The organism is Zoogloea sp., assembly GCF_028689785.1.
GTDB lineage: Bacteria > Pseudomonadota > Gammaproteobacteria > Burkholderiales > Rhodocyclaceae > Zoogloea.
Map to the genome: position 1 here is coordinate 20,745 of NZ_JAQVCN010000038.1, position 23,614 is coordinate 44,358.

Genomic DNA, 23,614 nt, shown 5'->3' on the forward strand with positions numbered 1-23,614 from the left:
AAACCGACCCAAAGCGGATTCTAATCACGTTGGAAAGCAGACATTCCTATGTTCTGCGGTGATGAGCGCCCCGCTTATGGGTTCGTGGCTTAGAATCCGTCCGAGCGCTAGGACCTTGCCGCCGTAAGCGCCGATTTCTACCCATCCTGAAACGAATCGTTCGTTTCTTTGTTCAATGGGCGCCATCCATGGCGCTGCGCTCCTCTGATGAGCTCACCATTAGACAAGACTCGTTCAAACTTGATATTTCGCCAATCCGTTCTAAATCCTATTGGTGCATCACGACTTTCGCACTTTTGTCCTCGGTAGTAGGCTCCTTGGGGTAGAACCACACCAATATGTCGCGAAGTCGATTTGCAGCCGATACTTACAACCTGGATTGCACCACCAGAGTGCACGTCATTGCCGCTCAGTACGGAATCACAAAACCCCGCAAAGAAGGCCCGGCTAAAATCACCGGCAACAGCAGTTGTCGCATACACTGCCCGCCTCACGTGTGGCACTCCAGACCCAGACAATTCAATCACTGAAGATCTATTCACTTCAGTCGACAACTCACAGACTGATACCTCCGCGCTACTAGCATTGATGCGATAGCTCGTTAAGTAGAACACCGCTTGGGGGCCCCATCCATAGCGTGTACCGTAAAGAATTGTCGTGGTGTGCTGAAGCCTGCCGTGCGTTGCCAATAACTTTGAACGCAAATTTTTCTCGATCCATTCTGCACGGCCATGGGGGGATGTTTTCAAACCATATGGCACTTGATCAGCCTCAATTGCCGAGCATGTGCTTGATAGGAAGCCTTGAGCAAATTCGACATCCCCGGAGAAGGCAAAAATGTCCTCGCTCCCTTCTGGCGCATAAAGCTTGACACAGTCATCATGAAACTCGCCGTTCGCAAAGCTGCGCCTACTATCACTCGCAAAGTAAAGTCCTGTCGGTTGACGCGAATCAACGGCTAACCAAGCAATTACTGAGGTCAATATTTGGTTCTCGAAAAATAGTGTGAGATACTAAAAGCTGCAACTCCCTGACTCCCTCGCCAAGTACATTTGCTTTTTGGAGTGTGCTTCAAGAGGGAGGCGGCTGAAGATAGAGACCACCCCCGGGTTCCAACCCCGGGGACGCAGGGCGAAGACATAACCGCCCTAGTTCAGTAGTACCAAGGGAAGATATTGGCTCATTTCAGGAGAGAGGCGTACTTTCCTGCAAATTGCTCGGGTAACAAGCCATATTCCCGCATAAGCCTGTGAACATTGTCTGGCACGACAAAGACGGGGCCCTGTTCAGTAAGCCTGAGACAAAACCCTTCAAGATTTGCACACAGCTTGTCGAATCCATCTTGGCTAATCTTCAAACTCCCTTCCAAAAATATTGCGTCTGTGGCTGTGAGCACTTCAGCCTTGGCAACTACCACAGGTATTACCTTTTCGTTCCTTGTTGGATAGTTGTCATGGAACCACGCCATCGATTGATGTTGCTGCCCCGCATCTTCTTTCGGCAATACAGTTCCTCTTTCGTTCTTTGCCTCAATCACGAAAGACCACTCTCCCCACAGCCAAAGATTATCGGGACCAACACGGAACTCATCATCCGGTCTTGTAGAAATGGCACCTAGCGCCTCCCCTAACAGCCTCCAAGCCTCTTCAATACGGTGTGCTTTGTTTACGTAAGCTCCTTCAGCGCGAATTGTTCTGATGGCAGCAACCGCAGCATTTCCATTATGGAAAGCTCGGAACCATTCGCAGACATGCATCGCGACTGTTTTACTCCCCATCTGCAACGGTTTCTTGATCGCAGCTGGAGGAATTAACAGGGTCCTATTCTTTTCGTACGCTCCCTGCTGAAGCTTCAAGGCTTCAGTAGGGTCGTATAGCTGGACAATTGAAGCCAGCCTCTGCAATAAAACTCCCTGCTCCTCTGCGCTTGGGGCATCCCCAACAATGGAGCTCATAATCTCTTTGGCTTCCGGAAAACGGTTTGAAATGCATAGATCATGCGCCCGGCGTTCAATGCTTGAAATCGATATGCGCACATTATTCGGCTGAATTTCATCCTTCGGAATCGACCGTACCTTTTGATTGTAAAAATCTTTCCAAGACTGAACCCGATTAAGGCACTGGGACACCGCTTCATGTACAGCCTTAGCTGGATCACCCGTACTTGCCATTCGAAGAATTTTGGCAAGCTCGAAAGACAAATTTATCTGATTTCGGCTATCGTGCGTCATCGCCTCAAGAATCTGCTGTCTTCCGACGAAACTTGCCAATTCTTGACCCGCCAAGAGTACGACAGCATAGTCCGCGTGCGAACGAACTGCGCGCCCCATACCTTGCTCGATTCGATAGATCAGCTTATTACGGACGCCTCCGGGCACAATTGACTGCGAGGCATCATGTCGATCAATCACCCCCTCGCCTGTAGGTAATCCATCAATTACCAATACTCGACATACATCGTCCGGAAGATCGACTCCGTCATAACGCTGGACGAATACGGCAAAACGCATCGCACAACTCGGTTGTTTTAGTAATCGCACCCCCTCGGAGAAGGAGTCGCCGATAAATACACAGGCGCCAACGTCTTCCCAATCTCTAGCAAGTTGCTCACTCGGAGCAAGTACTACTACGTTATGGGTCTTTGCTATATCGGAGCACAAGTCCATAACGAACTTCCGCTCTAGTGCAGGATCAACCAAAGATGGAGCAATTACCATGCGCTCGCCCAGTCCACGATCAGACGGAGGACTAATGGGATTTAGCGCGGACTCTGGGGCTATGTTTAGTTCCCGAACCAGGACGGAATCATCGGCAATAGTGGCGGACATGAACAATCTATGTGCAGCTTTGTCGAACCCGCGCACCAATTCGACGGGCAGCACATCAGGAGCTATTTCCGCTTGAGTGCCAGAAATCACACACCGGCAACGCGCTAATCCACGTTGAAGATATGGCCACACAAACTTAAAGAGATCGCTATCGGAATATTCATGCAGCTTTTGAAGAATTTGTTCAGAATACTCAGACCAAATCCAGAAGGGCACTTCTAATGTTGCATGGGGATCACCGGCCTCAATGTCCAACCATCGCGTCCGGTGGTACTGTGAGCATGAGGCTCCAATGATTGCCTTGAGTTTTTCAAGCGGAGCTCCAGTAAGACTTAACGTAAAACTCTTGCGCACTAACTCAACACCGGCGTGCGCATCGTCAAGAACCACGGCCACAGGAAGCAAACGCACATCCGAACGATCAAACGTGGTCTTGGCGTTAAATAATTTATCGTAAGTACAGACAAGTATCCCTTCCCCTCGCATACATTCTGGATCCGGATGAGGCTCTCTCGCTGCGTAATGGGATGCTCTAATCCCAAGCTGGCTCGCCTCGGCTAATGTTTGCTGAACAAGTTGAACGGTTGGGCAGAGAAATACCACTGGACCTTTTGCCATCCTCATGTGTGCATACAAATATAGGAGGCCGACCGTCGTCTTACCAGCACCAGTGCTTATTTTCAATACAAGATCTCGCTCCTGATGCCTTGCTGTTAGTTGCTCCATTGCCTCCCGTTGAGAAGGACGTGGCTCTGTATGACTGCTCTTCCGATCCAGCTTGTCAAAAATAGCCAACAGATCAAAGGCATCAGAAACAGGTGCGGCCGCAGTAAACTTGGAAAAATCGAGCATAGAGTCTTGGTCTCGTCAGAAATTTACCACACAGCTTATCAATCCAAATTGCATTCTGCAATGAAGTTGCGGCAACGCCTGAATTTCGATTATGAGTATTCGGAAGCCTGAAATCTGAAACTAGTCAAACTATCTTAGCGAGAGCTAAAGCACGGCTCAGAAATGGAACGACAAGCCAGATGCTCCCAGCAATGAGTCCTCGGGAAAGCTCCCACCATTGACCGGCTGGTTGGCGGCCGCTTGCTGCCCTATCGAGCATGCAGTACCAACGGCAGCAAAGGCCAAGGAACTGTCGCCTGAACGACCGTCGCCTCGCCGGCCGTAGTGGACACTATGCTTAGCGAGCTAAGCGGCTGGGGGAAGGTGGGATCGCCGGGCGCTTACCCACAAAGCCCGGCCAGCCGTCACACATCTACTACACCAACCAAATGGCATACCTGCGCCTGGTGCTGGGCGTGGAAGTCAAGGCGGGGACAACGACCACACGGGCAGCCATAGTCTGCCTGGGATGCTGAAGATCCTGAACGGTCTGCCAGCGGAACAACGCCCGAAGATGGTGCGCGGGGACAGAGGGTTTGGTTCAGACGTGATTCTGCGCGAACTGGAAAGCCTCGAGCAGCCCTACCTATTGAAACTGCAGCTCTCAAACAACGTAAAGCGCCACCTCGAACGGGTTTTCCGGGTACCGGGCTGAGGGTCGGCCGGACTCTCGAACTGCTGATGAACGACCATGCTGGCGAAGCCCAGTTTGGCTTCGTGCAAGGCGAGTTCCTGTGCGGTCAGAAAAACGTCTAGACGCGGCTTTCCACGCGAAAATGTAGCTAGAACTGCCGCATCAACCTCCGTGATGGAGAGGTAACCATATCCGTCGTCAGCAAGTATCAGCTAGGCAACGTGACCCGATACTTGTCCAGAAAATGTGCTTCCTTAGCACGACGAGCGGCCGCGGCAAGCTGCTCCGCGCGCTCCTGAACCACCGGTGTCAACCGCACAGACTCAACGGACACGACGAGCCGCTTCTTCGCCTTGACGAGCGAAGCGTGCTTTTTCAAGAGAAGGCTTCGAGCGGATCGCTTCATAGTATGGGGTCTGAACATTCGAACACCGTCCCCGCGGATCGAAGTCGCTGAGATACTAGGACAGAAAAGAGATTGCGCGCAATCCGTACATTCCTGCAGTCATGGCGAGACTGTAGGATGTGTTATTTAGTCCGCCCTGAACAATCAGTCCACCCTTCCCCCACGCGGGCTGGGGCTCTCTGAAGCCTTGCCGAATTTTCCAGTTTCCAGTGCAATCACATTCACTTTCTGGAAGATTGGGAGTACAGGTTTGCGATGACGACCCTGGACTTTTTCCGCGCCCGGCTGGACGCAATGATTGATCTGCACCACCCGCTGGCGGTACTGGCAACCCGCATGCCGTGAGCCGAGATCGAATCGGCGCTGGTGCCGTGCTTTGCCCGTCAGGACCGCCAAGGGCGTAGGGTGGAAGGCCTGGATCTGTGCGGCCCAACCTTGCAGGTGGCTGGAGCGGGTACGAGCCCGGCAGGGCGGCGATGCCCTCCGATCCGGCTGATAGTCGGGCTGCTGTAGCCTCCCACAAATGATGACAGACTAGATCTGGATGCGGAGACAACGATGACTGACAAGAAAGAGATCGACGCCCGCACGGCCGAGCGGCTACTGGCTGTCTGGCGTGCCTTGCGTGAAGGCAAGCTGAATGTGGCTCCGCAATTCCGCGAATTAGCCGAGGAGTTCATGGCCGCGCCGCTGACCATGGTCGGCCTTGTCGACACGAGCCACATGTCCGAAAGGGCACTTTCCTTTGGCCACACATCAGGCATGGCACTCGACTTCATGGTGCAGCGCGAGCCGGAACAGCCCCTCCCGTCATCCTTGCCCATGGCTGAGGCTCAGCCCGAACTCTTCCGGCTGTTTGCGCAGCTCTTTGCCGCCCTGACTGGCAGGGCGGTCGCACTGGTTGCGAACGAGCAAGAGATCAAGGAGCGGATGCTCTGGCGCCTCAAGCACGAGTCCGACGCGATGTCCGAGGCGGTGAACGCAGCATCGGATGAGCTGGCGGCTTTCTACAGCTCTAACGCAGTCAAGCTCTTCCAGCACGCGAAGTCGCTTGGCGGCATGCGCCTAGTAACCGGTGGGCAACGCGCCTTCGGTCCGTCGGCACTCAATGCTGTCCGCATTACGGGTCTCTACGCCGACACGCAACTGCTCCCCGATCCTGTGTACCCTTTTCTTTCGGCCGACCTGCGCCTGAACGCTAAGCCTCTCCAGCTCGCAAACTCGCTCTTCTACATCCTCCAGTTGCGCCCGTTGGTTGACGCCGGGCTGCCCGTTCCGCCGGTGTTTGTATTCCCGAGCTTCGAAGAAGACCTCGAAGAGCACGACGCCCACACCAAGCATGGCATCGAGCGACTGGCCATCAGGATGGTAGCCCCCCTCTGCGAGGGCACTGTTGCGTCGGTGGGCGAATTGTTCGAGTACGCGAACAAGCATGGTGAGCCGTTTGCGCAGGCGCTTCTGGCAAGCGGGCTCTTCATCCCGCCAGGCGCGCAACCTGACCAACGGTTTGGCGTGGCGGAGGCAGCGAAGGCGTACATCGCGGCGCTCGAAGGCGTGCGGTCCGAAGAAATGCTCGCCAAAATGAAGGCGCTGCCGAAAGGCGTTCTGCTATTAAACGGCGTTTGCGAGCGGATACGCCCGCACTATCACCTGCTCGAAAACGCTACTGAACTTGGTGCGCAGCCTCTGCTGTCGCAGCGCGCGCACTGGCACTACTTTGAGAAGTGCGCGCAGGCGAACGCCGAAGACCTGCGGCGCAAGAGCGTCCTGTCCGAGCAAGCATTTCTGACCCTGCGAGCCGTCCAAGATGACAGCCTGTCCTGGCTGGCGACGATCCCTGTACAGACGCTCACCGAGCTGATCGCCAACAACGAACATCGCTGGCTCCGCGAGGAGCTGAACAAGTACACGGCGCAGCTCGCTGGCGGCGAGGCCATCGATACCAACGACATGGTGCGCGAAGTGAGCTTTGGCCTCGCTTCGTTGGTCCAGCGGCAGCAGAGGGCCATGAACGACATTGAGCGGAAGTACGCACCCAAGAAGGTGGCGGCGTACCTCGGCGGCGGGTCAGGCCTCGCCATAGCGGCTGTAGCCGCGTTGCTTCCAAGCCTTTCACCGCTGCTTAGTGTTGCGATTCCGGCTGCAGCAGCGGCTACTGCCGTTGGTAGCGGCGTTATTGGCTTTGGCAAGGAGAAGATCGGAGAACAGGTGGAGAAGCGCCAAGCCAAACGCTCGATGCTCGGGGTCCTTGCGACGGTCCGTCCCCGCTGAAGTCGTCCAGCGTGCAGCGTTGCTGGTTTGGTCCGAGATACTTGCGCGGGTCACGAGCGATGGGCTGATCTCGGACGGCAGCGATCCAGCCAAATTTCTAATACCGGTCGGGCAAAAGATTCGTCGTTATCAGCGATGGCGACCGCAGCGCCGCACTGCGACCTGCCAAGGGCAGGGAGGACTATCATCCAGAGCTCTCCATCGAGAAGATATCTCAGAACGTCCAGGAGACGACGCTTAGTCCGAGGCTGTGAGAGCGGTCGACGCTCCTTCATCCTGGCCGTACTCCGGAGTGCTTAACGAGCGATGGCCGATCCGGAATGCGTAACGTGGCGTCCACGACCATGAGGGTCCTACGATACCGAGTGTGTTACTCGTAAAGGCTCCTATCGAGCCTCGCCGGCGGAACGCGTTAACCTTATCAGTGCCGGGATTGAACTCGAATTCGCTGCTCCCTCATGCATTTCTCTTGACCAGGCCGCCCCGCCCCCCAACGCTACAAGAGCGCGTCGTGGCTTGGAATGCCGATCGCAACCACCACGCGGTGCATATTCACTGGCACTCCAGACGATGGCCTGCTGCTACCCGCCACACTCCACTGGGTGATCTATTAGCACACATCGTTCGATCTCTAGTCTTCCTGACAGACCCAGCCATAATTCACCGCTCCACCCCATGATCAAGAACACCATGGGCGCTTGCCGCTGGCTGCAGATCTTGCGCCACTCGCTGAGATCGGTCGCGGATGGGCTGGGATGGAGCTCCGGATGAGTATGCCATTCGCCCAGATAGTCTATCTTCCTGCCGCTCTCGTTCCACTGGTGAAGCGCGATCTCCTGGTGATGGCGGGCGGAACGCTTGAATAGATAGCGCCAACCGCGATCACTGGCCTGCGGTGCTGTAGCCATGGTCACGTGCAAATGGGCACCGCGCCGGTACCCCAGCAGGATCCCACCGGATTCAGGCTTACTGGTGCTGTCCTGCCAGTGCCTGTCCATCAACGCCAAGGGCTCGGCCTCAACGAGGATCTGCCCAGCGCAGAGACACAGGCCATGCGAAACTAGGGCCGAGCGCATGCTGGACATCCATCCATCCGGGTCAGGTTCTGGTTCTTCACCCTGTAGACATCCGCGTTTTCCTGGCTGCGTGTGCGAAAACGCGGGGATGGATCCCCCTGAAGCCAGCCGCAAACCATATCGGCCGCAAGAGCCGCCGCCTGCATCGGGGCGGACACCGCATATGGCGTGTACGCACGGCACCCGTCCGTGCGCTGCAGAGGATCCGTCTTAAGCAAAGGAAACCGTTCCTTGCGATGGTAGCTTGCATCGGGAACAAGGAGACAGCGGTAGCAGGCCCCGCCTTCCGCATCTGCCCATAAGGCTTGCACAGACTCCCCATTGCCACGAATCCACACATGCAGCAGGGGTGTAAGGGTCCCACGCTGTAGCCGTAGTCCATTGAGGTACTCGCTCACCGACTCCTCGCCCGTCGCATCGACGATCAGTTCAGCCGCGAACAGTTGCGCATGATCAAACACGCTGCAGGCATGGGCTTCGATGGCCGAGTGGGGAAACTGGCGAAGCAGTTCGTCCCTCAAAGCTCCTGCCTTGGTCTGCATCAGTGCGGGGTAGCCCAAAACATGACGTCCCAGGTTCTCCGGGCCAAGGTCATCGGGATCGATAAGTTTGAGTCGTCCGAGCTTGCCAGTGCCTCCACCCAATCGCACCAGCGCGGCTGCAACAAACGAGCCGATTGCACCGCACCCCACCACGGTCACCCGCTTGTTGTAGAGGTCTTGGTAGCTTAGGTTCCTGCTGTGCACGAAGCGACTGCCCGCCTCGCGCAGCGCCATGCGGAACAGATGCTGAACGCCACCGGCGTTGTGCAGGTAATTCCGGTAGCGCTTGGGGCTGTTGGCGTACCCCAGCCGTCTGATCTGATCCAAGTCGAAACCAAAGCCGATCCACCCTACCGGCGTTTTGACCGCAAAGGCGGCATAGGTTTGCTGCAGGTAATCCTTCTCGCCGAGCGCTTTCTGGATCCCGGCGTACAGGGTGCAGTCCCAGCTTCGGACCCAGACGAAGAGCTCCTTCACTGTCCGGGGCATCTGCACTGGCACGCGTGGGGGAACAGCGGTCTGGAACAACCAGCATCGATATCGTGATGCCGTCACAGCGGCCCCCAGCGACCGAGCCAACCGATGCGCTTCGTCCGGGTCGCAGGACACGAGGGCATGCTTGCGCTCCCCCTTCCTCATGATGAAATACTTGGCGGTCGTTGCCTGCGGTTGGATATCGCCCAGAAAAACGGTCCACGGCAAGGACAACTGCCCGTACTCCCAATGAGCCGGGAATTCGCTCTGGATGTCGTCAATGCGGTAATCCGGATTGGCAACGATCCGATCCAGCATGACGGTAGCTTGATCCAGACATTGGGCCACCGCAGTGGCAGGATCGTAGCGATCCAAGGTCACCGCGCCCGGTGCGAAGTAGCACAGGTGGCCTTGAACATCGACGTGGGGCATGAGCGCGGGGAGAAAGGCCGGGCGCTCAACCAGCGAGATCCGAGGGTACTCCAGGAAATTCCAGTCCTCGATGGTCAGCTTGACGGGCACTGGCCCTTTGGCACACGGCAGAGAGCCTACGAAAACGCGACGAGGCGCCCGCGCCGCCACTGGGTGAAATCCACGACTTCGCAGCAGCCTCAGCGATTCGCCCAACGCCGTCACGTGATCGCGCCTTCAGCCGGCCTTAGTGGAAGGGATCACCGGCGCCACCACGCGCGATGCGGGCGTGCTGCGAATGGCGTCCGGATCGCAGTCGAACTCCACACGTGTACTGTCCATCGGCAGACGCTCACCGAACTGCTGACGCAAGCGGGCAACCACTACCTCCTTCTCGTGCAGCGCCGACTCGCGCGCTTGGAACAACTGAGCAGCCAACTGACCGAAGCGCTGGGCGGCAGCCTCGCGATCGGCTTCCTGGAGTCGGTTGAAATCTTCCAAGCCATCATCAATGCCCGGCTCCCGGATTTCACCCAGGAAGGCACGACTCAGGCGCCGGGCTGCATCCTCAAGCGCACGATCGTCGCGGCCAGCGCGTGGCTCGAACCCCTGCGCCACTGCAATCATGATCGATACCGAACTGGGCCCCCCCTGCTGCCACTGGTAGTCACGCCAAGCCTTCAAGCAGCGACAGACCCGGCGCAGTTGCGGGCCGTGCTCCTCGAAGCGGTCCGTGAACCAGTTAGCCACGACCTCGGGGTCCGAAGGCTTCCATTCACCCTTGCGCGTCGCCATGACCACGCTGTCCAAGTCTTCCCACTGTTGTCGGATCTCAATGGCCTCTGCGAAATCGATGCTCTCCATGCTAACGGAGTCGTACGCGGCATGTGCTTTGGCCAAGGCAGCCAAGGCAACCGATTCGGTGATTTTCTCGAACTCCTCCACAGGTGCCGCATACAATGGAACATCAATGTGCGCCCAAGAGGCCACCTGGATGCGGATGCAAGTGGCCTTGCCAGGAAGAAGTTCCCACTCCTCCTTGTCGCAGAGTTCCTCCAGGAGTTGCTCGACTAGGACGAAGTAGGCCTTCGCCATATCATGGGGCGGCCCGTTCTCCTCCCACACGGTGACCGGCAGGTAGACCCCATAGTCCCAGTCCATTTCCTGCGGCGGCATCATAGCCGGCACGACACATGTGTCGTAGGACCATGAGCCTTGCGTCCGAAAACGCGGTGTCACGCTGCGGTCCATACCGAGGACGGTTTTGGTAGCCAGGCTGATTCGCGGCTTAAGGTGGGTCTCGATCTTTTTGACACACGACCGCAGATAGCGGCGCTGTTCCATATCGGGGCGAATGCGACTCTCGAACGCATCCGCATCGCCCCCACTTTGGAAGAATAGTTTGGGAAACTTTAGCATTGGGCTTCTCGGGCGGCGTTAGGGCCATAGTAGAACTTAGGTGGAGCGCAGTGGTGGTGCAGAAACGCCTGACAGTCCTCGCGGCTCAGGCAAATCTTTGATTTCTCCGAGGCGGCGCCGATCAATACCTCGCGCGCGGGCTCATTGGTCTTATCCAGCGCAACGGCCCCGGCCCGCTCGTCGGTCAGTACATCATCCAATGGCACGTAGCGAGCTCCCAAACGATGCTGGAGCATGAAGTCACAGAGCGACTCCTGGACCGAGATCGACAGCCCAAACAGCCGCTTTGGCATATTGGCGGGATGAACCCCCCCCCAATCGTAGGTTCCTCCACTGCGGTTGCGGCGAGGGTCCGCAGTAAACTTTGAGGACATAGTGCCAATGGACATCAGGTGCACGGCCTCGGGCGGTTGACCGAGAAAGGTCTGGGCCTCGTGAAGAGCCAGCAGCCCGGGTGCATTTGCGTAAAGGCCGCCATCCACGTACTGGTTGTTGTTGAAAGTATGCCTGGGAAAATATGCGGGGGCCGCACTCGTCGCTAGGGCAACATCCACCAAGCGGAACTGATGGTCGCGCTTGAACGACGCGTGATGGGGCGTCTTAAACAGTTGCGGCTGTCCCGCCGAATAGTTGATCGCGGGCACAATGACCGGGTGCTTGCAGGCGCCCAGCGTCTTCTCACCGAAAAGCTCCGCTGCGCTCAGCAGTCGCTTCAAGGGCTCCGGGGAGTATGGAGCGCGCAGGATCCCCCACAATGAGAAGCGACGTCGGAAGATCTCCTGCCCATGTTGCTCAAAGAGTTTGACCATCTGCTCGGCGGGAATCTCCATGGCAACCGCCAAGGCCAAGATTCCGCCAATGGACGTGCCGGCGATCAAGTCGAACCGTTGGGCGATGGGGCCACCGATATCCTCTTCCAAATCAGCCAAGATCTTAGCCGTGTAGAGCCCGCGATAGCCCCCTCCGGAAAGCGCCAGTACCTGAAAGCGCGCTTGTTCTGCATCCATCCTTTGCATTACGCCTCGATGGTGTGGGTCCAAGCAGGAAGCCCACTTTCAGATAGGTACTCCACCAGCGGCGGACTACCAAAGAACTGGACTCGGCCACCGGACATAAAGGCCAAGGCCGACTGATCGACTTGTAGATTGGCCCCCCTGGCTTTAGCAGTCAGTTCGGCGAGAAGCCGGGCATTGTCATCGCGTGTGCCGGATGAGGACCTAGCCTCGAAGACAGCAAAATTAATCCAACCGCCACGACGAGCATGCTCACGAAGATGGGCGAGATTGACCCTCATTGATTCCTCCTTGTCCGAACCTATCCGAAACATGGAGGGCATTATTACGCCGGCAGTAGCTCAATTAGTGACCTAGTAACCTTCGGGTAGCGAATTTCTGGTTGCTGCAGCACACAGCAAGACGTGTAATTTGCGTCGCAATTCGGGTGGACCAAGCACTTCTACTTCCGGGCTGTGACGCAGGAGGTCCATGATCAACTCCTGATCATTTGAGTAGGGCACCTCTAGCATATAGCTGCCATCGTCTAAGTAGGAGCTCGTCTGGTCATGGTGCCACGTTTCCTTGCCAACCCATTGGGCGCGATCGGAAGTGAATTTCAAGCGTGCTCGGTGCGCGGCTGCTCCAGCGAAGATCCCGTAGCCGCTGCGAAAGTGCTCTTGCATCTCCTTGGGGCTAACCTCAATGGCAAGTTCGTCGAGTACTCGAATGGACTGAATGGCATCGAGCGCAAACGAGCGGAGTGCGTTCTTACTGTGGCACCAAGCATCGAGAATCCAGTTCTCTCGATAGTGCACCAGTTGCTGCGGAGAAATAACTCTTCTTGTGCTCTCCTTTGTCCGTACCGGTTTAAAACTGACCAGGTGTACCGGTTGAATTTTGACCAGGGGCGATAGCCGCGCGTCATTCGTGCGGCTGTGGATAAGTCTAGCGGTTTTTCTCTTCCTGGATACCTCCTTCTGTACGGTGGCGAGGTACGTGTTGCCGGTGTGCCCTCCGCGCAGGGCGGAGCCCGGAGCGGAGGGCACACCGGGACGCCGTCAGCAGGGCTCTGCCTCCTCGACCGCGCCCGGTGCCTGGCGTGCCTTCTCCCGGGTCTTGATCTTTGATCTCGCCACCGCGCTGCTGTGCTGAAAGCGCCAGGAGTCGTTGCCGGTCTCGATGATGTGGCAGTGGTGCGTGAGCCGGTCCAGTAGCGCCGTGGTCATCTTCGCGTCCCCAAACACGCTGGCCCATTCCCCGAAGGTCAGGTTGGTGGTGATCAGCACACTGGTTTGCTCATAAAGTTTCGAAAGCAGGTGGAACAGCAGGGCCCCGCCGGCCTGACTGAAGGGGAGGTAGCCGAGCTCGTCGAGGATCACCAGATCCACATTCCGCAGCGACTGGGCGATCCGCCCGGACTTGCCGGCGGCCTTCTCCTGCTCCAGCGCATTGACCAGATCCACCGTCGAGAAGAAGCGCACCCGCCGTTCGTGCCGGGTGATGCCGGAGACCCCCAGGGCCGTGGCCAGATGCGTCTTGCCGGTGCCCGGCCCACCAATGAGCACCACGTTATGGGCCTTCTCGGTAAAGCTCAGGGTGGCCAACTCGTTGATCAGGCGCCGGTCCACGCAGGAGTGGTCGAAGTCGAAGCCGGCCAGGTCCCGGTGGATGGGGAAGCGCGCTGCCGTCATCTGGTAGCGGATCGAGCGCATGACCCGGTCTGTGCCTTCGGCGTCGAGCAGATGCTCGATCAGCCACAACGCACCTTCCACCCTGGCCTGTCCGCCCGCCTCCGTCAGCTCGCTCCAGGCCCCAGCCATGCCGTACAGACGCAGTGCCTTGAGTTCCGCGGCGATCTCACGCATGGTCGATCTCCGCGCTGCGCAAGCGGTCGTAGCGGCCCGTGTCGGCGATCGGCGCCGCCTTCACCGCCAGGTGCGTCTGCACCGCCTCCGGCAGCGCTTCCTGCTTGAGCCGGCCGATCACGTTGAGGACATGCTCGACGCTCACCACCCCGGACTCGAGCACCAGTTCGACCGCCACGAGAACGGCCTCCAGCCCCGCGGTGGGCACCACCGCAAGCATCTGGCTCATCGCCCGGTCGCCCCCGTCGCGCTTGAGGAGCAGGCGTTGCAGGCGAATCAGGGGCTCGGGCATCCCGGCAAAGGGTGCGCCGTTCCTCAGCGCCCCGGGTTTGCGCTCCACCACGGAGAGGTAGTGGCGCCAGTCATAGCAGGTCTGGCCGCGCTCGAAGCGGCGCGGATGGCTCGCCACCACCGCGTCGTCAAAGACGATCTCGATCCGCTCGGGGTACAGCCGTTTGCTGATCAGCCTGCCGGCCAGCTCGCAGGGCACCGAGTAGTGGTTGCGGGCCACGCTCACCAGGCAGGTGCTGGAGACGCGCCCCGGCTCTTCCACGTAGCCGTCGAACGCCGTCACCATCGGCATCAGCTGCGGCTGTTCGTGCTCGAGCATCTCGGCGACCGAGAGCGCGTACTCGGGATGACGGATTTCCTGCCATAGCGCCTGGCAGCGGGCCAGCAGCCAGGTGTTCAGTTCGACGAAACTGCCAAAGCGCAAGCGGCCCGCTTCTTGCCAGATGCGCCGCCGGCTGTCCTGCACGTTCTTCTCGACGACGCCCTTTTCCCAACCCGACGCGACATTGCAGAAATCGGCGTCGAACAGGTAGTGCGAGCACATCGCCGCAAAGCGGGCATTGACCACCCGGCCCTTGCCCTTCCTGACCTTGTCGACGGCGGTCTTCATGTTGTCGTAGATCCCGCGCCGCGCAATGCCGCCCAGTGCCGCAAAGCTCCGCGTGTGGGCGTCGAACAACATCTCGTGGCCCTGGCTGGGGTAGGCGACCAGCACAAAGGCACGGCTTGCGCAGAGCTTCAGGTGGGCAACCAGCAGCTTTCGCCAGACGCCCCCGATCACCAGACCTTCCTCGCTCCAGTCGAACTGGAAGGCTTCGCCCAACGCGAACTTGAGCGGCACGAAAGCGCGGCTCGGGGCATTCGCCCCCGCCCCGAGACGCCAGTCCCGGATGAAGTCGGTGAGTACGGTATAACCACCCGTGTAGCCCAGGCCCTTGAGCTCAGCCAGCAGCGCCTTGGCGCTACGACGGTCCCGCTTGGGCCGTCGCGCGTCCGCTTCAAGGGCCTGGATCAAGGTGGCCTGGTACGGCCCCAGCTTGCCCGGCGTGGATTCCCGCCGGTAGGCCGGCGAGGCCCCATCCGGGGCCTTCAACCACTTCTTGACCGTGTTGCGCGACAAGCCCGTGCGCCGCGAAATCTCCGAATGGGACAGTCCGTCCCGGTAGTGCATCCGTCTGACCTTGCCCAGCATTTCCATGGTGATCACCTCGCTTCCTCTGCCTCAAAAAGAGGCAGGGAGGTTAAACACCCTGGTCAAATTTCAACCGGAATTCACCCCGATAGATGGTCAGTTTTCGGCCGGCAACAACAGGTAGAGGTACTCGAGATCGCCGGCGAAGCGTGTGCGGGCCGCTTGCGCGTCCGGAAGTGGTCGATATAACTTCAGGACTTCTTGACCAAGCGTCTTGAGCTTGGCGGCGATCTGGTAAACAACATCAGCGGCAGCACTCTCCGGGGCCCAAAGCTCGAGCTCATCAAGTACGTTCGGGCGCACGAGGAAGTGCAGGATCGATCCGATCGCGCCCGGCCGCACGATGGCCCCCGTTGCATCGAAGAGGAGCAACAGAGGAGCAAGCAGCTCCACTTCCTGGGCCCATGCGCACAGACGCTTCCACTCGTCGGGCAGGTGAGCAGGGGTCGGAAGGAAGCGCGGCGCAGCCAGGGCAGGTGACTCGGCTTGATCGGGATGTAGCGGCCTTGAGAGGGGCATGGCGGAGGGGGCTGTTTGCAGGCGACCCGACACAGCCTATCAGACAAGCCCCGCATATGCAGGTTTAAGGCCCAATATCCAAACTCCTGTACATACTACATGCACACAGGCGGCGTACCCTCCGAAGGTTTCGGGCGCGCCACAAAACCAAAGACTCAGGCCACTTTCCGGTGGCCTTTTTCTTTGGCATGGGGTCCGTACGGAAATCTGCGCTTCCCGTCACGGCCCAGCGTTGCACGCCAAGCACGACGCCAGCCACCAGCCTCGGGATCAGTGAGTGCCATGGTGAGCCGCCTGGGCAGGGCCATATCGCATGCCCTTGTCACCAACTGCCTGTTGATCCCGGCCCGAGAGCCTGACACCGGACGCCCATGCGGGAGCCCGACGGCTCAACCTTTCTCTATCCCGTCCGTAATGCCCTGCACCCCTGCGATTGCCGCAGGAGGAAAATACAACACAGGCGGGAGGAGACCCGGCGGTGAGCAGCCCTTCATGGCAGTCCTTGAGAACACGGTTGGTGGTGGGTGCCGTGTGTGCTTCCGTTGTCTCGATCTGGATCGTCGCCCTGGGAATCGGCCGCTACGTCCGTTCGGACATGGAAGCCGCGGTCTCCGCGCAGCAGTTCTCGACGGTAGCCATCATCGCATCGGAGATCGACCGCTCCATCGGCGAGCGCAACGACATCCTGCGCCAGCTTGCCGGGCGGCTGGGTAGCTTGCCGGACCCGATCCACACCCAGCCGGTGCTCGAAGCCCAGGCAGGGCTCGAGGCCCTGTTCAACTGGGGGGTGATCGTCGTGGATGCGAATGGGCTTGCCCGTGCGAGCGTCCCCAAGCACCTGGACCGGGTAGGTACGGCCTATGGTGATCTAGCTTTCTTCAAAGCCCTGCGGACGGCCACCGCGCCGATCATCACGTCTCCCGCTATCGAACGTCCTACCGGTGCACCGGTGATCACCTTTGCAGTGCCCATGCTCGATGGAGAAGGCCGCTTTCAGGGGGCCGTACTCGGGGTCACCAATCTGCACAAACCCAACTTCCTGGATCAGATCAGTACCGCGAAATATGGACGCACTGGGGATTTCATGGTCACGGATCGCCGGACGCGTACCTACATCGCGTCCTCGGACCGTCGGCGGGTCATGTCCCAGGGACCAGCGGAGGACATCAATCCCATCTACGACCGCTACATAGACGGCCACGAGGGTTCAGGCACCGCGGTGAGCTCCCGGGGCGTGGAAGAACTCTCTTCGTCGGTCACCATCGGCCAGACCGGCTGGTTGATGCAGTCCGTGCTGCCAACCCAGGAGGCCTTTCTGGTCGCCCGGGAGATTCAGGTACGAGTACTCGTCTCCGCCGTGGTACTGACCCTGATTACGGGCGTGGTGGCCGGGTGGTGGGTACGCCGGCAGCTGCGCCCCCTCGAGAAGTCTGCGATTCTGCTGGACGAGATGCGCCAGGGCAAACGGCCCCGGGAGGCATTGCCGGTCGAGCGGGATGATGAGATCGGCCAACTGGCCAACGCCTTCAACGGGCTGCTCAAGGCCATCACGGAACAGGAGTCCCTGCTTACCCGGGTCGCGGCCACCGAGCAGGTCCGCAAGATCCTGACCCATGTGCCCGGCATGGTGTTCAAGTACCGCCAGCTTCCCGATGGCGCGGGTGCGTTTCCTTTTGCCAGTGAGGCGGTACAGAGCCTGTACGGGGTCAGCTCGGAGACAGTGGAGAGCAACGCCTCAAGCATCCGCAAGCTGCTCGTCGAAGAGGACCGCGAACGCTTTTTCCGCTCCCTCCATCAGTCGGCCCGATCCATGGAGCGCTGGCTCGTGGACTACCGTATCCAGCTGGAGAACGGGCCACTCAAGTGGCTGCACGTGGACGCGGTGCCGGAGCAGGGCGAAGAAGGCAGCACAGTGTGGTATGGCTTTGTCACCGATGTGACAGCCACCAAGACGCTGGAGCACGAGCTCGACATGCACCGGGCGCACCTGGAGGAGCTCGTCCGCAAGCGAACCGCGGAGCTCGAAACAGCGCGCAATGCCGCGGAAGCCGCCAGTATTGCCAAGAGCACCTTCCTGGCCAACATGAGTCATGAGATCCGCACACCGCTGAACGCAATCACGGGCATGGCCTACCTGATGCAGAAAGCTGGAGCGACGCCGACGCAGAGCGACCGCCTGGACAAGATCAGCGCGGCCAGCAATCACCTTCTGGAGATCATCGATTCGATTCTGGATCTTTCGAAGATCGAGGCCGGCAAACTCACCCTCTGCGCCGAACCTCTGCACCTGCCGACCCTGCTCGACAACATTGTGTCGATCATGAACGACAGAGCCGTCAGCAAGGGCATTCAACTGCGGGCGGACGCGGCCACCGACCTGCCCGGGGTCATCGGCGACGGTACCCGGCTACGGCAGGCGCTGCTCAACTACGTGGGCAATGCCATCAAATTCACCCCACAGGGTTGCGTTAGCCTAAGGGCACGCTTGGCAGCAGACGAGGGGGCCACCGTGCTGGTGCGCTTCGAGGTGGAAGACACGGGGATAGGTGTTCCGCCCGATGCAGCCCGCAAGATCTTCCACCCCTTTGAACAGGCCGATGGTTCCACAACCCGGAAATTTGGCGGGACGGGCCTGGGATTGGCGATCACCCAGCGCCTTGCCGAGCTGATGGGCGGAGAGGTTGGTGTCAGCAGTACGCCAGGCCGGGGCAGCACCTTCTGGCTGACCGCCCGACTGAAGCGCTGTGCACCGCCCGGGAGCCCTGCGGAAGGACCAGACCTGGCCCAGATCGAAGCTCGGCTGATGGCCATCAGCCCTGGTAAGACCATTCTGCTGGTGGAAGATGAACCCGTCTGCCAGATGGTGGCCGAGGAGCTCCTGTCAAACATGGGGCTTGAGGTCGACACCGCTGACGACGGCAAACAAGCCGTGCAGATGACCGCCACCAAGGTCTATGACCTGATCCTGATGGACATGCAGATGCCGAAGATGGATGGACTCACCGCCGCGCGCAGCATTCGCCAGCAGCCTGGTTGTCAGAGCGTACCGATTCTGGCCATGACGGCCAATGTCTTCAGCGAGGATCGCGTCAACTGCATGATGGCCGGCATGAACGACTTCCTTCCCAAACCGGTAGTGCCTGATCGGCTCTATGCGATGCTGCTGCGCTGGCTGGGCTAAAATCCAGGTTTAGCGCGCTCCACCACCTCCAGCCAACGACCCGCTGCTGCTGCGGCCAGGCTTGCGCTTTTTGTCTCGCTCGCCTCGGGCGGGTGCCGACTTTGCAGCTGGCTTGCTCCCGTTCTCGGCCAGCTCCAGCCATAGCAGCCCATCCACGTAGGAAATGAAATGCTGCAGGTACTCAGGCGAGGCATCACGCATCAGTTCGAGGGATTGCAGCGCAAGCAGGTGGGAGTTGAGCGGACCAGCGTTGTCGGGCACCTGTGCCAGCGCCTCGCTGAGCTGCTGGCCAACGCTGAGGTTGAGCCAGCTATCGCGAAAGAGGGCGACCGACTTCAGCTCCCCGCAGGCCGAGTCGGTGTCGCCCCCAACTCCGGGCACTGCCCCCCACGACACGTCCTGAGCCAGGGCACGTATGTGGTCTACAAGCGGCTGCAGGATACGGCGCTGCTGGCCCCCCTCAAGCCCTGCCAGCAGTTGCCGCAGGCCGCGAAAATCCCCCTCCTGGCGGAGCCGGGCCAACGTGTCAGCGGTATCGGGGTGGCGCGCCAGGGCAAAGGGGAGGATCTGGTCCACCGCACGACGGCCCTCTTCCAGGCGTGTGCAGTAGTCCTGGAGTGCCGCCGCCAGCCTCTCCTCCAGCAAACGGCGGACATCACCCTGACTCGAAGCGGCACGCCCGGCCAGAGCCTCGATGAAGCGGAAACGGACAGGATCGAAGCGGGCCCCGCCCTGCAGCTGCAAAGCCTTGAGCATGCCGCGGGAATCACCCACGGGGCGACTCCGCCGCTCCAGAGGACGTGCCTGCACCTCCCTTGGACGACTTGGGCACGGGCGCCATTTCCACCCGCCGGTTGCGGGAACGCCCCTGCGCATCGTCATTCGACGCCACCGGCTGTTCGGGGCCGAAAGCTGCCGCGAAGATGGACGACGACGGAATGCCCTCCTCGATCAACGCCCGGGTGACGGTCAGGGCTCGCTGGGCCGACAGCTCCCAGTTATCGTCAAACTGGCGATTACTGTCGCGCACCGGTCTGTCGTCGGTAAACCCACTGACCATCAGCATCTCGTCACGCGAACCAAGGTAAGCCGCCAAAGGTGCCGCCAGCGTCTTGAGGAGCGCCTGCCCTTCCGGCTGCAGCTGGTCCGAGTTGAGCGCAAACAGCACACTGCCGCTGATGCCGATGCGTCCGTTGTTCAGGGTCACCCTCCCCGAGGCCAGTGGCCCCGCCAGGGCCTGCTCTAAGGCAACCCGCCGTTGCTCCTCAAGCTTGCGCTTCTGCATTTCGGCTTCAAGGCTGGTGGCCAGTTCAAGGTGTACCCCTAACACGCCAACCAAGATCAGTACAAAAGCCCCCAGCAGGCCTGACATCAGATCGCCGAATACCGCCCAGACAGGGGCAGCATGCTCGATGCCACCATCGATCTCGTCCATGTTCACGCCCCGCCGGTCACCGCCGCAGACTTGCCAGCCATGCCCTGCAGATCCTCGACAACCTTTTTCTGCGACAGGACGCTCAGATCGATGACCTCCCGCGCCTGGGCCACGTAATAGGCGAGCTGATCATCGCTCCTTGCCATCGAGGCCGACAGCGCCCCTTCAATGCGCTGCAGCATCTCCATCAGCTTGTCGTTTGACTCACTGAACAACTGCACTGCGCACCCGAATGCTTCGCTCAGGCTCGAGACCTCGACCGCACCGCAGGCGATCTGGGCCGCGACCCCGGTCATGCGCTCCGACTCAACACCAATCCTCTCCTCAAAACGCGTGCTGGCGCGATCAAGCAACTCGGCGGAAGCAGCCACCAACGCATCAATGGCACTCCTCTGCTCGGTGGAGGCGTGATTGATCGCCTCCAGTAATGCACCGAGCGTTGTCATGATGCGGCTACGCTCCTCAAGCAAAGTGTTGTCACGAGCCATGCTCGCAGAAAGCTCCTGGCGCAGTTGGCCGATCACCTCCGCAGCAAGCTTGGGTGCCTCCGCAGCCGTTTCCATCAGGTGCGCCACCTCGTCAATGGTGCGCGTGGCCTGCGCAGCGCTACCAGCACCAATCTGGCGCGCACTCTCCTCCAGCGTCCTGAACAGCTGTTCCTGACGGGCCTGAGCCTGTTCACCGGCTTCGAGCCATGCCCGCTGCAAGGCGCTTGCCATCGAGTGCATGGTGAAACTGAGGGAATCCAGCCGATGCTGCTCCTGCTGCGCCATGGTCTCCCGCTGCGCGGAGTGGGAAGCATCCAGCGAGGTCAGAAGACGGGTCGACGCCTGTTCGAAGTTCTGGACAGTCGCTGCCAGCGCGGCCTGGGCTTCCCGCGCCATGCTCGTGCTGCTCTGCTCGTGGTGGCGCTGTGCCACAGCCCACTGCTCACCGACCCGAGCCGCAGTCTGGTCGAGACGCCCAGCCAACCCTTCAAGCTGGTTCTGCACCTTCTGCATCAGGCCTTCGTGCAGCCCCCTGGTCTCGCCCACCAAGGTGGTCAGGGTGGTGGCCGTATCCGTCTGCAAGGCCGCATGGGTGCGATCCACCGTTGCCAGCAAAGCCTCTGAGTGCTGCGCAAAGGCTTCGCCGTGGGCTGCAAGCGACGCCCGCAGATCCTGGCTCAGGGTGCTGCTGACCTGCTCATGCCTTGCCAAGGCCCGCGTCCATGTATCGGAAACCGTGTTGACGGCGCCGTCGAAGCGCTGCGAAACGCCATCGAGTTGAGCGCCAACGGTGCTGGCCAGCTTTTCATACAGTGTGGCCGTCTCCTGAGCAATCCCGGACATGGTGACCTCCACAACCGGTCGGATGGTGTCGCCAGCAATGCGCGCGCTTTCACTCAGACTACGTCTGAGCGAAGCATCCACCGACGCAGCGAGCTCGCCGTAGCGAACTCGTGCTTCCTGCTGATAGTTCTCCTGACTGGCAAGCAAGCGCTCACCCAGGTTCTGGCTGTGACGCTCCATCTGAGCCATCATCGCCTCCAGCTTATCCACCACGATGGGCAGGGCGTTGGCCTGCATCTGCAGGGCCTTGAAAGTCTCCTGGCGCTGATGAATCAGGGAAAACCGCCTGAATGCCGTGGCAATTCGGGTATCCAGCAATTGGGAAGCCTGCAAACGTTCGCGACGACAGAGCGTGGACATGAGGCCAAGCATGGCGGATCCCGCCACCCCAGCCACCGACGTCCCGAAGGCCACCCCAAGCCCCTTGACTGGCGCAGCCAGCGACGCGCGGATAGTCTGCAGGTCAGTTGTGCTCTCCAGAGCCAAGACCGCACCATTGAGCGTCACAACCATGCCGAGAAAGGTCCCCAGCATCCCCAGCAAGACTAGAAGGCCAACCAGATACGGGGTTACCGACGGCCCCGGCAGACCGACTCGCTCCCCCTCTATACGCAAACGCACCGCGTTGTGCAGGGAAGGATGAACAGTGGCAAGCCAGCTGTCCAGGATCGGTAGATCTTCCGGAACAGAGGTCAGCGCCTGCCTAAGGGAAGCCGTAGCCTGGTGAAAACGCCTCAACTCCAAGGCGCCCACGATGTAGACCACGCCGATCAACAGGGTCATGAGCAGGGCCAGGTGGCTGCCCCCAAAGTAGCCCACACCCACCCAGGCAACGGCCATCAGGCCGACCAAAAAGGCGACCAAACACATTCTGTTGTTCATTGCTGCTCTGTAACCCCTTTACCAAGCGCATCCATCAGCCCGAATACCGGTTGCAGACGTAAATCCAGTTCTGCTATCAGTACCGCCTGAACATCCCGGCAGAACCCAGGAAGCCAGCCTCCAAATGGCGCTTCCTGTATTGAATCCTCCGCGATCACAGATCCCCGAGTCAGGAGCAAATGCTCGAAGTGCTTCCGGAGAAGCACAGGCAGAAGCGCCAGCAGGCTCCGCTCCCGTGCGGCAAGAGATTGCTCAAGCACGCTGTCCAGTGCCGCCAAACGTCTTCCGGAAGCAGAGCGTTCAGCCAAAGCCGCCCGCACCTGTGCCCGTAAGCCGCCGAGTGCAGACTGCATGCTTCGCTGATGGGTGAGATACGCTCGGTGATACGGCAAGAACTCGCCCTCGACATCGGAGGACAAATTTGCCCCATCAGCCGCCTCGTGTAGATCCAGTTGGGTGTCAGTGCGAATTGCCTCGATGAGCGAATCCCGAACACGGCGCAGTTCTTCTTGTGGCGAGCGCGCCCCTACCGCGGGGCTTCGACTGGCGCCATCTGACAAGTCACCATGCAGCACCGAGTACAGCGAGATTGCATCCTTGAAATCCAGCCATTGAGCCAACCGTTCACCGAAGGATTGTCTCGAGTCAGCAATATCTGCCACAGCCAGTCCCTCAAGGACACGTATTAGCCTGGAACTATGAAACTGCGCACGTGAGACTTCTCGCGCCATACTTGAAACAGGCATCCAAAAAATGGCCAAGGCTACTACAAAAAAACTGTATGGAATTGGTGCTGAAGTGATGGCTGTGAGCTTACGGCGGCGGTGATGTATGTCTTTTAAAGACACAAACCCCCTGTCACCGTTGATGTGCAGGGGGTTTGATGGGGTAAGTCTGACGATGACCTACTTTCACGCACGAGTGTGCACTATCATTGGCGCGGTCTCGTTTCACGGTCCTGTTCGGGATGGG

19 protein-coding genes are annotated in these 23,614 nt (G+C 59.5%); 3 read left to right on the top strand and 16 right to left on the bottom strand.

What is annotated here, in order from left to right:
- Positions 1–137 precede the first annotated feature (137 nt).
- Both PHI64_RS15545 and PHI64_RS15550 read right to left on the bottom strand, forming a co-directional pair.
- Positions 138–983: a hypothetical protein gene (locus PHI64_RS15545; protein WP_299884413.1), complete on the bottom strand. Its 846-nt coding sequence runs from the start codon at positions 981–983 to the stop codon at positions 138–140.
- Between the two features lie 197 nt (positions 984–1,180).
- Entirely contained in the window at positions 1,181–3,679 is a 2,499-nt protein-coding gene (locus PHI64_RS15550) for a DEAD/DEAH box helicase (protein WP_299884416.1), read from the bottom strand.
- Positions 3,680–4,187: 508 nt separating this feature from the next.
- Here PHI64_RS15550 and PHI64_RS15555 point away from each other — a divergent pair.
- Positions 4,188–4,373 (top strand): hypothetical protein, encoded by a 186-nt coding sequence (locus PHI64_RS15555; protein WP_299884418.1) that lies wholly within the window; start codon positions 4,188–4,190, stop codon positions 4,371–4,373.
- Positions 4,374–4,560: 187 nt separating this feature from the next.
- Here PHI64_RS15555 and PHI64_RS15560 read toward each other — a convergent pair whose 3' ends face one another.
- Positions 4,561–4,731 carry a hypothetical protein gene (locus PHI64_RS15560; RefSeq protein ID WP_299884420.1) on the bottom strand — a complete coding sequence of 57 codons (171 nt, stop codon included), beginning with the start codon at positions 4,729–4,731 and terminating at the stop codon, positions 4,561–4,563.
- A 585-nt stretch (positions 4,732–5,316) separates the two neighbouring features.
- Here PHI64_RS15560 and PHI64_RS15565 point away from each other — a divergent pair.
- Positions 5,317–7,029, top strand: a complete 1,713-nt coding sequence (locus PHI64_RS15565) for a hypothetical protein (RefSeq protein WP_299884423.1) — start codon at positions 5,317–5,319, stop codon at positions 7,027–7,029.
- A 581-nt stretch (positions 7,030–7,610) separates the two neighbouring features.
- On the opposite strand, the gene PHI64_RS15570 is transcribed toward PHI64_RS15565, so the two are convergent.
- The 9 genes from PHI64_RS15570 to PHI64_RS15610 form a co-directional block, all read right to left on the bottom strand.
- Positions 7,611–8,114, bottom strand: a complete 504-nt coding sequence (locus PHI64_RS15570) for a Mov34/MPN/PAD-1 family protein (RefSeq protein ID WP_299884426.1) — start codon at positions 8,112–8,114, stop codon at positions 7,611–7,613.
- Positions 8,090–9,757, bottom strand: coding sequence for a ThiF family adenylyltransferase (locus PHI64_RS15575; protein ID WP_366945200.1), 1,668 nt, complete (start codon positions 9,755–9,757; stop codon positions 8,090–8,092). Before PHI64_RS15575 ends, PHI64_RS15570 begins: the two co-directional genes overlap by 25 nt.
- Positions 9,758–9,769: 12 nt before the next feature.
- Complete coding sequence (locus PHI64_RS15580) at positions 9,770–10,951, bottom strand: CBASS cGAMP synthase (RefSeq protein WP_299884428.1); 1,182 nt, start codon at positions 10,949–10,951, stop codon at positions 9,770–9,772.
- Positions 10,945–11,958 (bottom strand): CBASS cGAMP-activated phospholipase, encoded by a 1,014-nt coding sequence (locus PHI64_RS15585; RefSeq protein WP_299884430.1) that lies wholly within the window; start codon positions 11,956–11,958, stop codon positions 10,945–10,947. Before PHI64_RS15585 ends, PHI64_RS15580 begins: the two co-directional genes overlap by 7 nt.
- Positions 11,959–11,966: 8 nt before the next feature.
- On the bottom strand, positions 11,967–12,245 hold the full coding sequence (locus tag PHI64_RS15590) for a hypothetical protein (protein WP_299884433.1): 279 nt from the start codon (positions 12,243–12,245) through the stop codon (positions 11,967–11,969).
- Positions 12,246–12,317: 72 nt separating this feature from the next.
- Positions 12,318–12,992, bottom strand: coding sequence for a WYL domain-containing protein (locus PHI64_RS15595; RefSeq protein ID WP_299884436.1), 675 nt, complete (start codon positions 12,990–12,992; stop codon positions 12,318–12,320).
- A 12-nt stretch (positions 12,993–13,004) separates the two neighbouring features.
- Complete coding sequence (istB, locus tag PHI64_RS15600) at positions 13,005–13,811, bottom strand: IS21-like element helper ATPase IstB (protein ID WP_299884439.1); 807 nt, start codon at positions 13,809–13,811, stop codon at positions 13,005–13,007.
- On the bottom strand, positions 13,804–15,300 hold the full coding sequence (gene istA / locus PHI64_RS15605) for an IS21 family transposase (RefSeq protein WP_299884459.1): 1,497 nt from the start codon (positions 15,298–15,300) through the stop codon (positions 13,804–13,806). Before istA ends, istB begins: the two co-directional genes overlap by 8 nt.
- A gap of 90 nt (positions 15,301–15,390) precedes the next feature.
- Complete coding sequence (locus PHI64_RS15610; protein ID WP_299884442.1) at positions 15,391–15,666, bottom strand: hypothetical protein; 276 nt, start codon at positions 15,664–15,666, stop codon at positions 15,391–15,393.
- A gap of 625 nt (positions 15,667–16,291) precedes the next feature.
- On the opposite strand from PHI64_RS15610, the gene PHI64_RS15615 reads away from it, so the two are divergent.
- Positions 16,292–18,994, top strand: a complete 2,703-nt coding sequence (locus tag PHI64_RS15615) for a response regulator (RefSeq protein WP_299884445.1) — start codon at positions 16,292–16,294, stop codon at positions 18,992–18,994.
- A 9-nt stretch (positions 18,995–19,003) separates the two neighbouring features.
- Here PHI64_RS15615 and PHI64_RS15620 read toward each other — a convergent pair whose 3' ends face one another.
- The 4 genes from PHI64_RS15620 to PHI64_RS15635 are packed head-to-tail and all read right to left on the bottom strand — an operon-like array spanning position 19,004 to position 23,388.
- On the bottom strand, positions 19,004–19,768 hold the full coding sequence (locus PHI64_RS15620) for a DUF2894 domain-containing protein (protein WP_299884448.1): 765 nt from the start codon (positions 19,766–19,768) through the stop codon (positions 19,004–19,006).
- Positions 19,761–20,429: an OmpA family protein gene (locus tag PHI64_RS15625; RefSeq protein ID WP_299884451.1), complete on the bottom strand. Its 669-nt coding sequence runs from the start codon at positions 20,427–20,429 to the stop codon at positions 19,761–19,763. The genes PHI64_RS15620 and PHI64_RS15625 overlap by 8 nt, the downstream gene beginning before the upstream one ends.
- Before the next feature lie 2 nt (positions 20,430–20,431).
- Positions 20,432–22,642 (bottom strand): DUF802 domain-containing protein, encoded by a 2,211-nt coding sequence (locus tag PHI64_RS15630; protein ID WP_299884454.1) that lies wholly within the window; start codon positions 22,640–22,642, stop codon positions 20,432–20,434.
- Positions 22,639–23,388, bottom strand: coding sequence for a DUF3348 family protein (locus tag PHI64_RS15635; protein WP_366945202.1), 750 nt, complete (start codon positions 23,386–23,388; stop codon positions 22,639–22,641). Before PHI64_RS15635 ends, PHI64_RS15630 begins: the two co-directional genes overlap by 4 nt.
- Positions 23,389–23,614 lie beyond the last annotated feature (226 nt).

What these genes read in the sequence shown, in the direction of transcription:
- PHI64_RS15550 (WP_299884416.1), bottom strand. Translation starts at nt 3,679, where the DNA reads ATGCTCGATTTTTCCAAGTTTACTGCGGCCGCACCTGTTTCTGATGCC.
- PHI64_RS15555 (WP_299884418.1), top strand. Translation starts at nt 4,188, where the DNA reads ATGCTGAAGATCCTGAACGGTCTGCCAGCGGAACAACGCCCGAAGATG.
- PHI64_RS15565 (WP_299884423.1), top strand. Translation starts at nt 5,317, where the DNA reads ATGACTGACAAGAAAGAGATCGACGCCCGCACGGCCGAGCGGCTACTG.
- PHI64_RS15570 (WP_299884426.1), bottom strand. Translation starts at nt 8,114, where the DNA reads ATGTCCAGCATGCGCTCGGCCCTAGTTTCGCATGGCCTGTGTCTCTGC.
- PHI64_RS15580 (WP_299884428.1), bottom strand. Translation starts at nt 10,951, where the DNA reads ATGCTAAAGTTTCCCAAACTATTCTTCCAAAGTGGGGGCGATGCGGAT.
- PHI64_RS15585 (WP_299884430.1), bottom strand. Translation starts at nt 11,958, where the DNA reads ATGGATGCAGAACAAGCGCGCTTTCAGGTACTGGCGCTTTCCGGAGGG.
- PHI64_RS15590 (WP_299884433.1), bottom strand. Translation starts at nt 12,245, where the DNA reads ATGAGGGTCAATCTCGCCCATCTTCGTGAGCATGCTCGTCGTGGCGGT.
- istB (WP_299884439.1), bottom strand. Translation starts at nt 13,811, where the DNA reads ATGCGTGAGATCGCCGCGGAACTCAAGGCACTGCGTCTGTACGGCATG.
- istA (WP_299884459.1), bottom strand. Translation starts at nt 15,300, where the DNA reads ATGGAAATGCTGGGCAAGGTCAGACGGATGCACTACCGGGACGGACTG.
- PHI64_RS15625 (WP_299884451.1), bottom strand. Translation starts at nt 20,429, where the DNA reads ATGGACGAGATCGATGGTGGCATCGAGCATGCTGCCCCTGTCTGGGCG.
- PHI64_RS15630 (WP_299884454.1), bottom strand. Translation starts at nt 22,642, where the DNA reads ATGAACAACAGAATGTGTTTGGTCGCCTTTTTGGTCGGCCTGATGGCC.
- PHI64_RS15635 (WP_366945202.1), bottom strand. Translation starts at nt 23,388, where the DNA reads ATGCCTGTTTCAAGTATGGCGCGAGAAGTCTCACGTGCGCAGTTTCAT.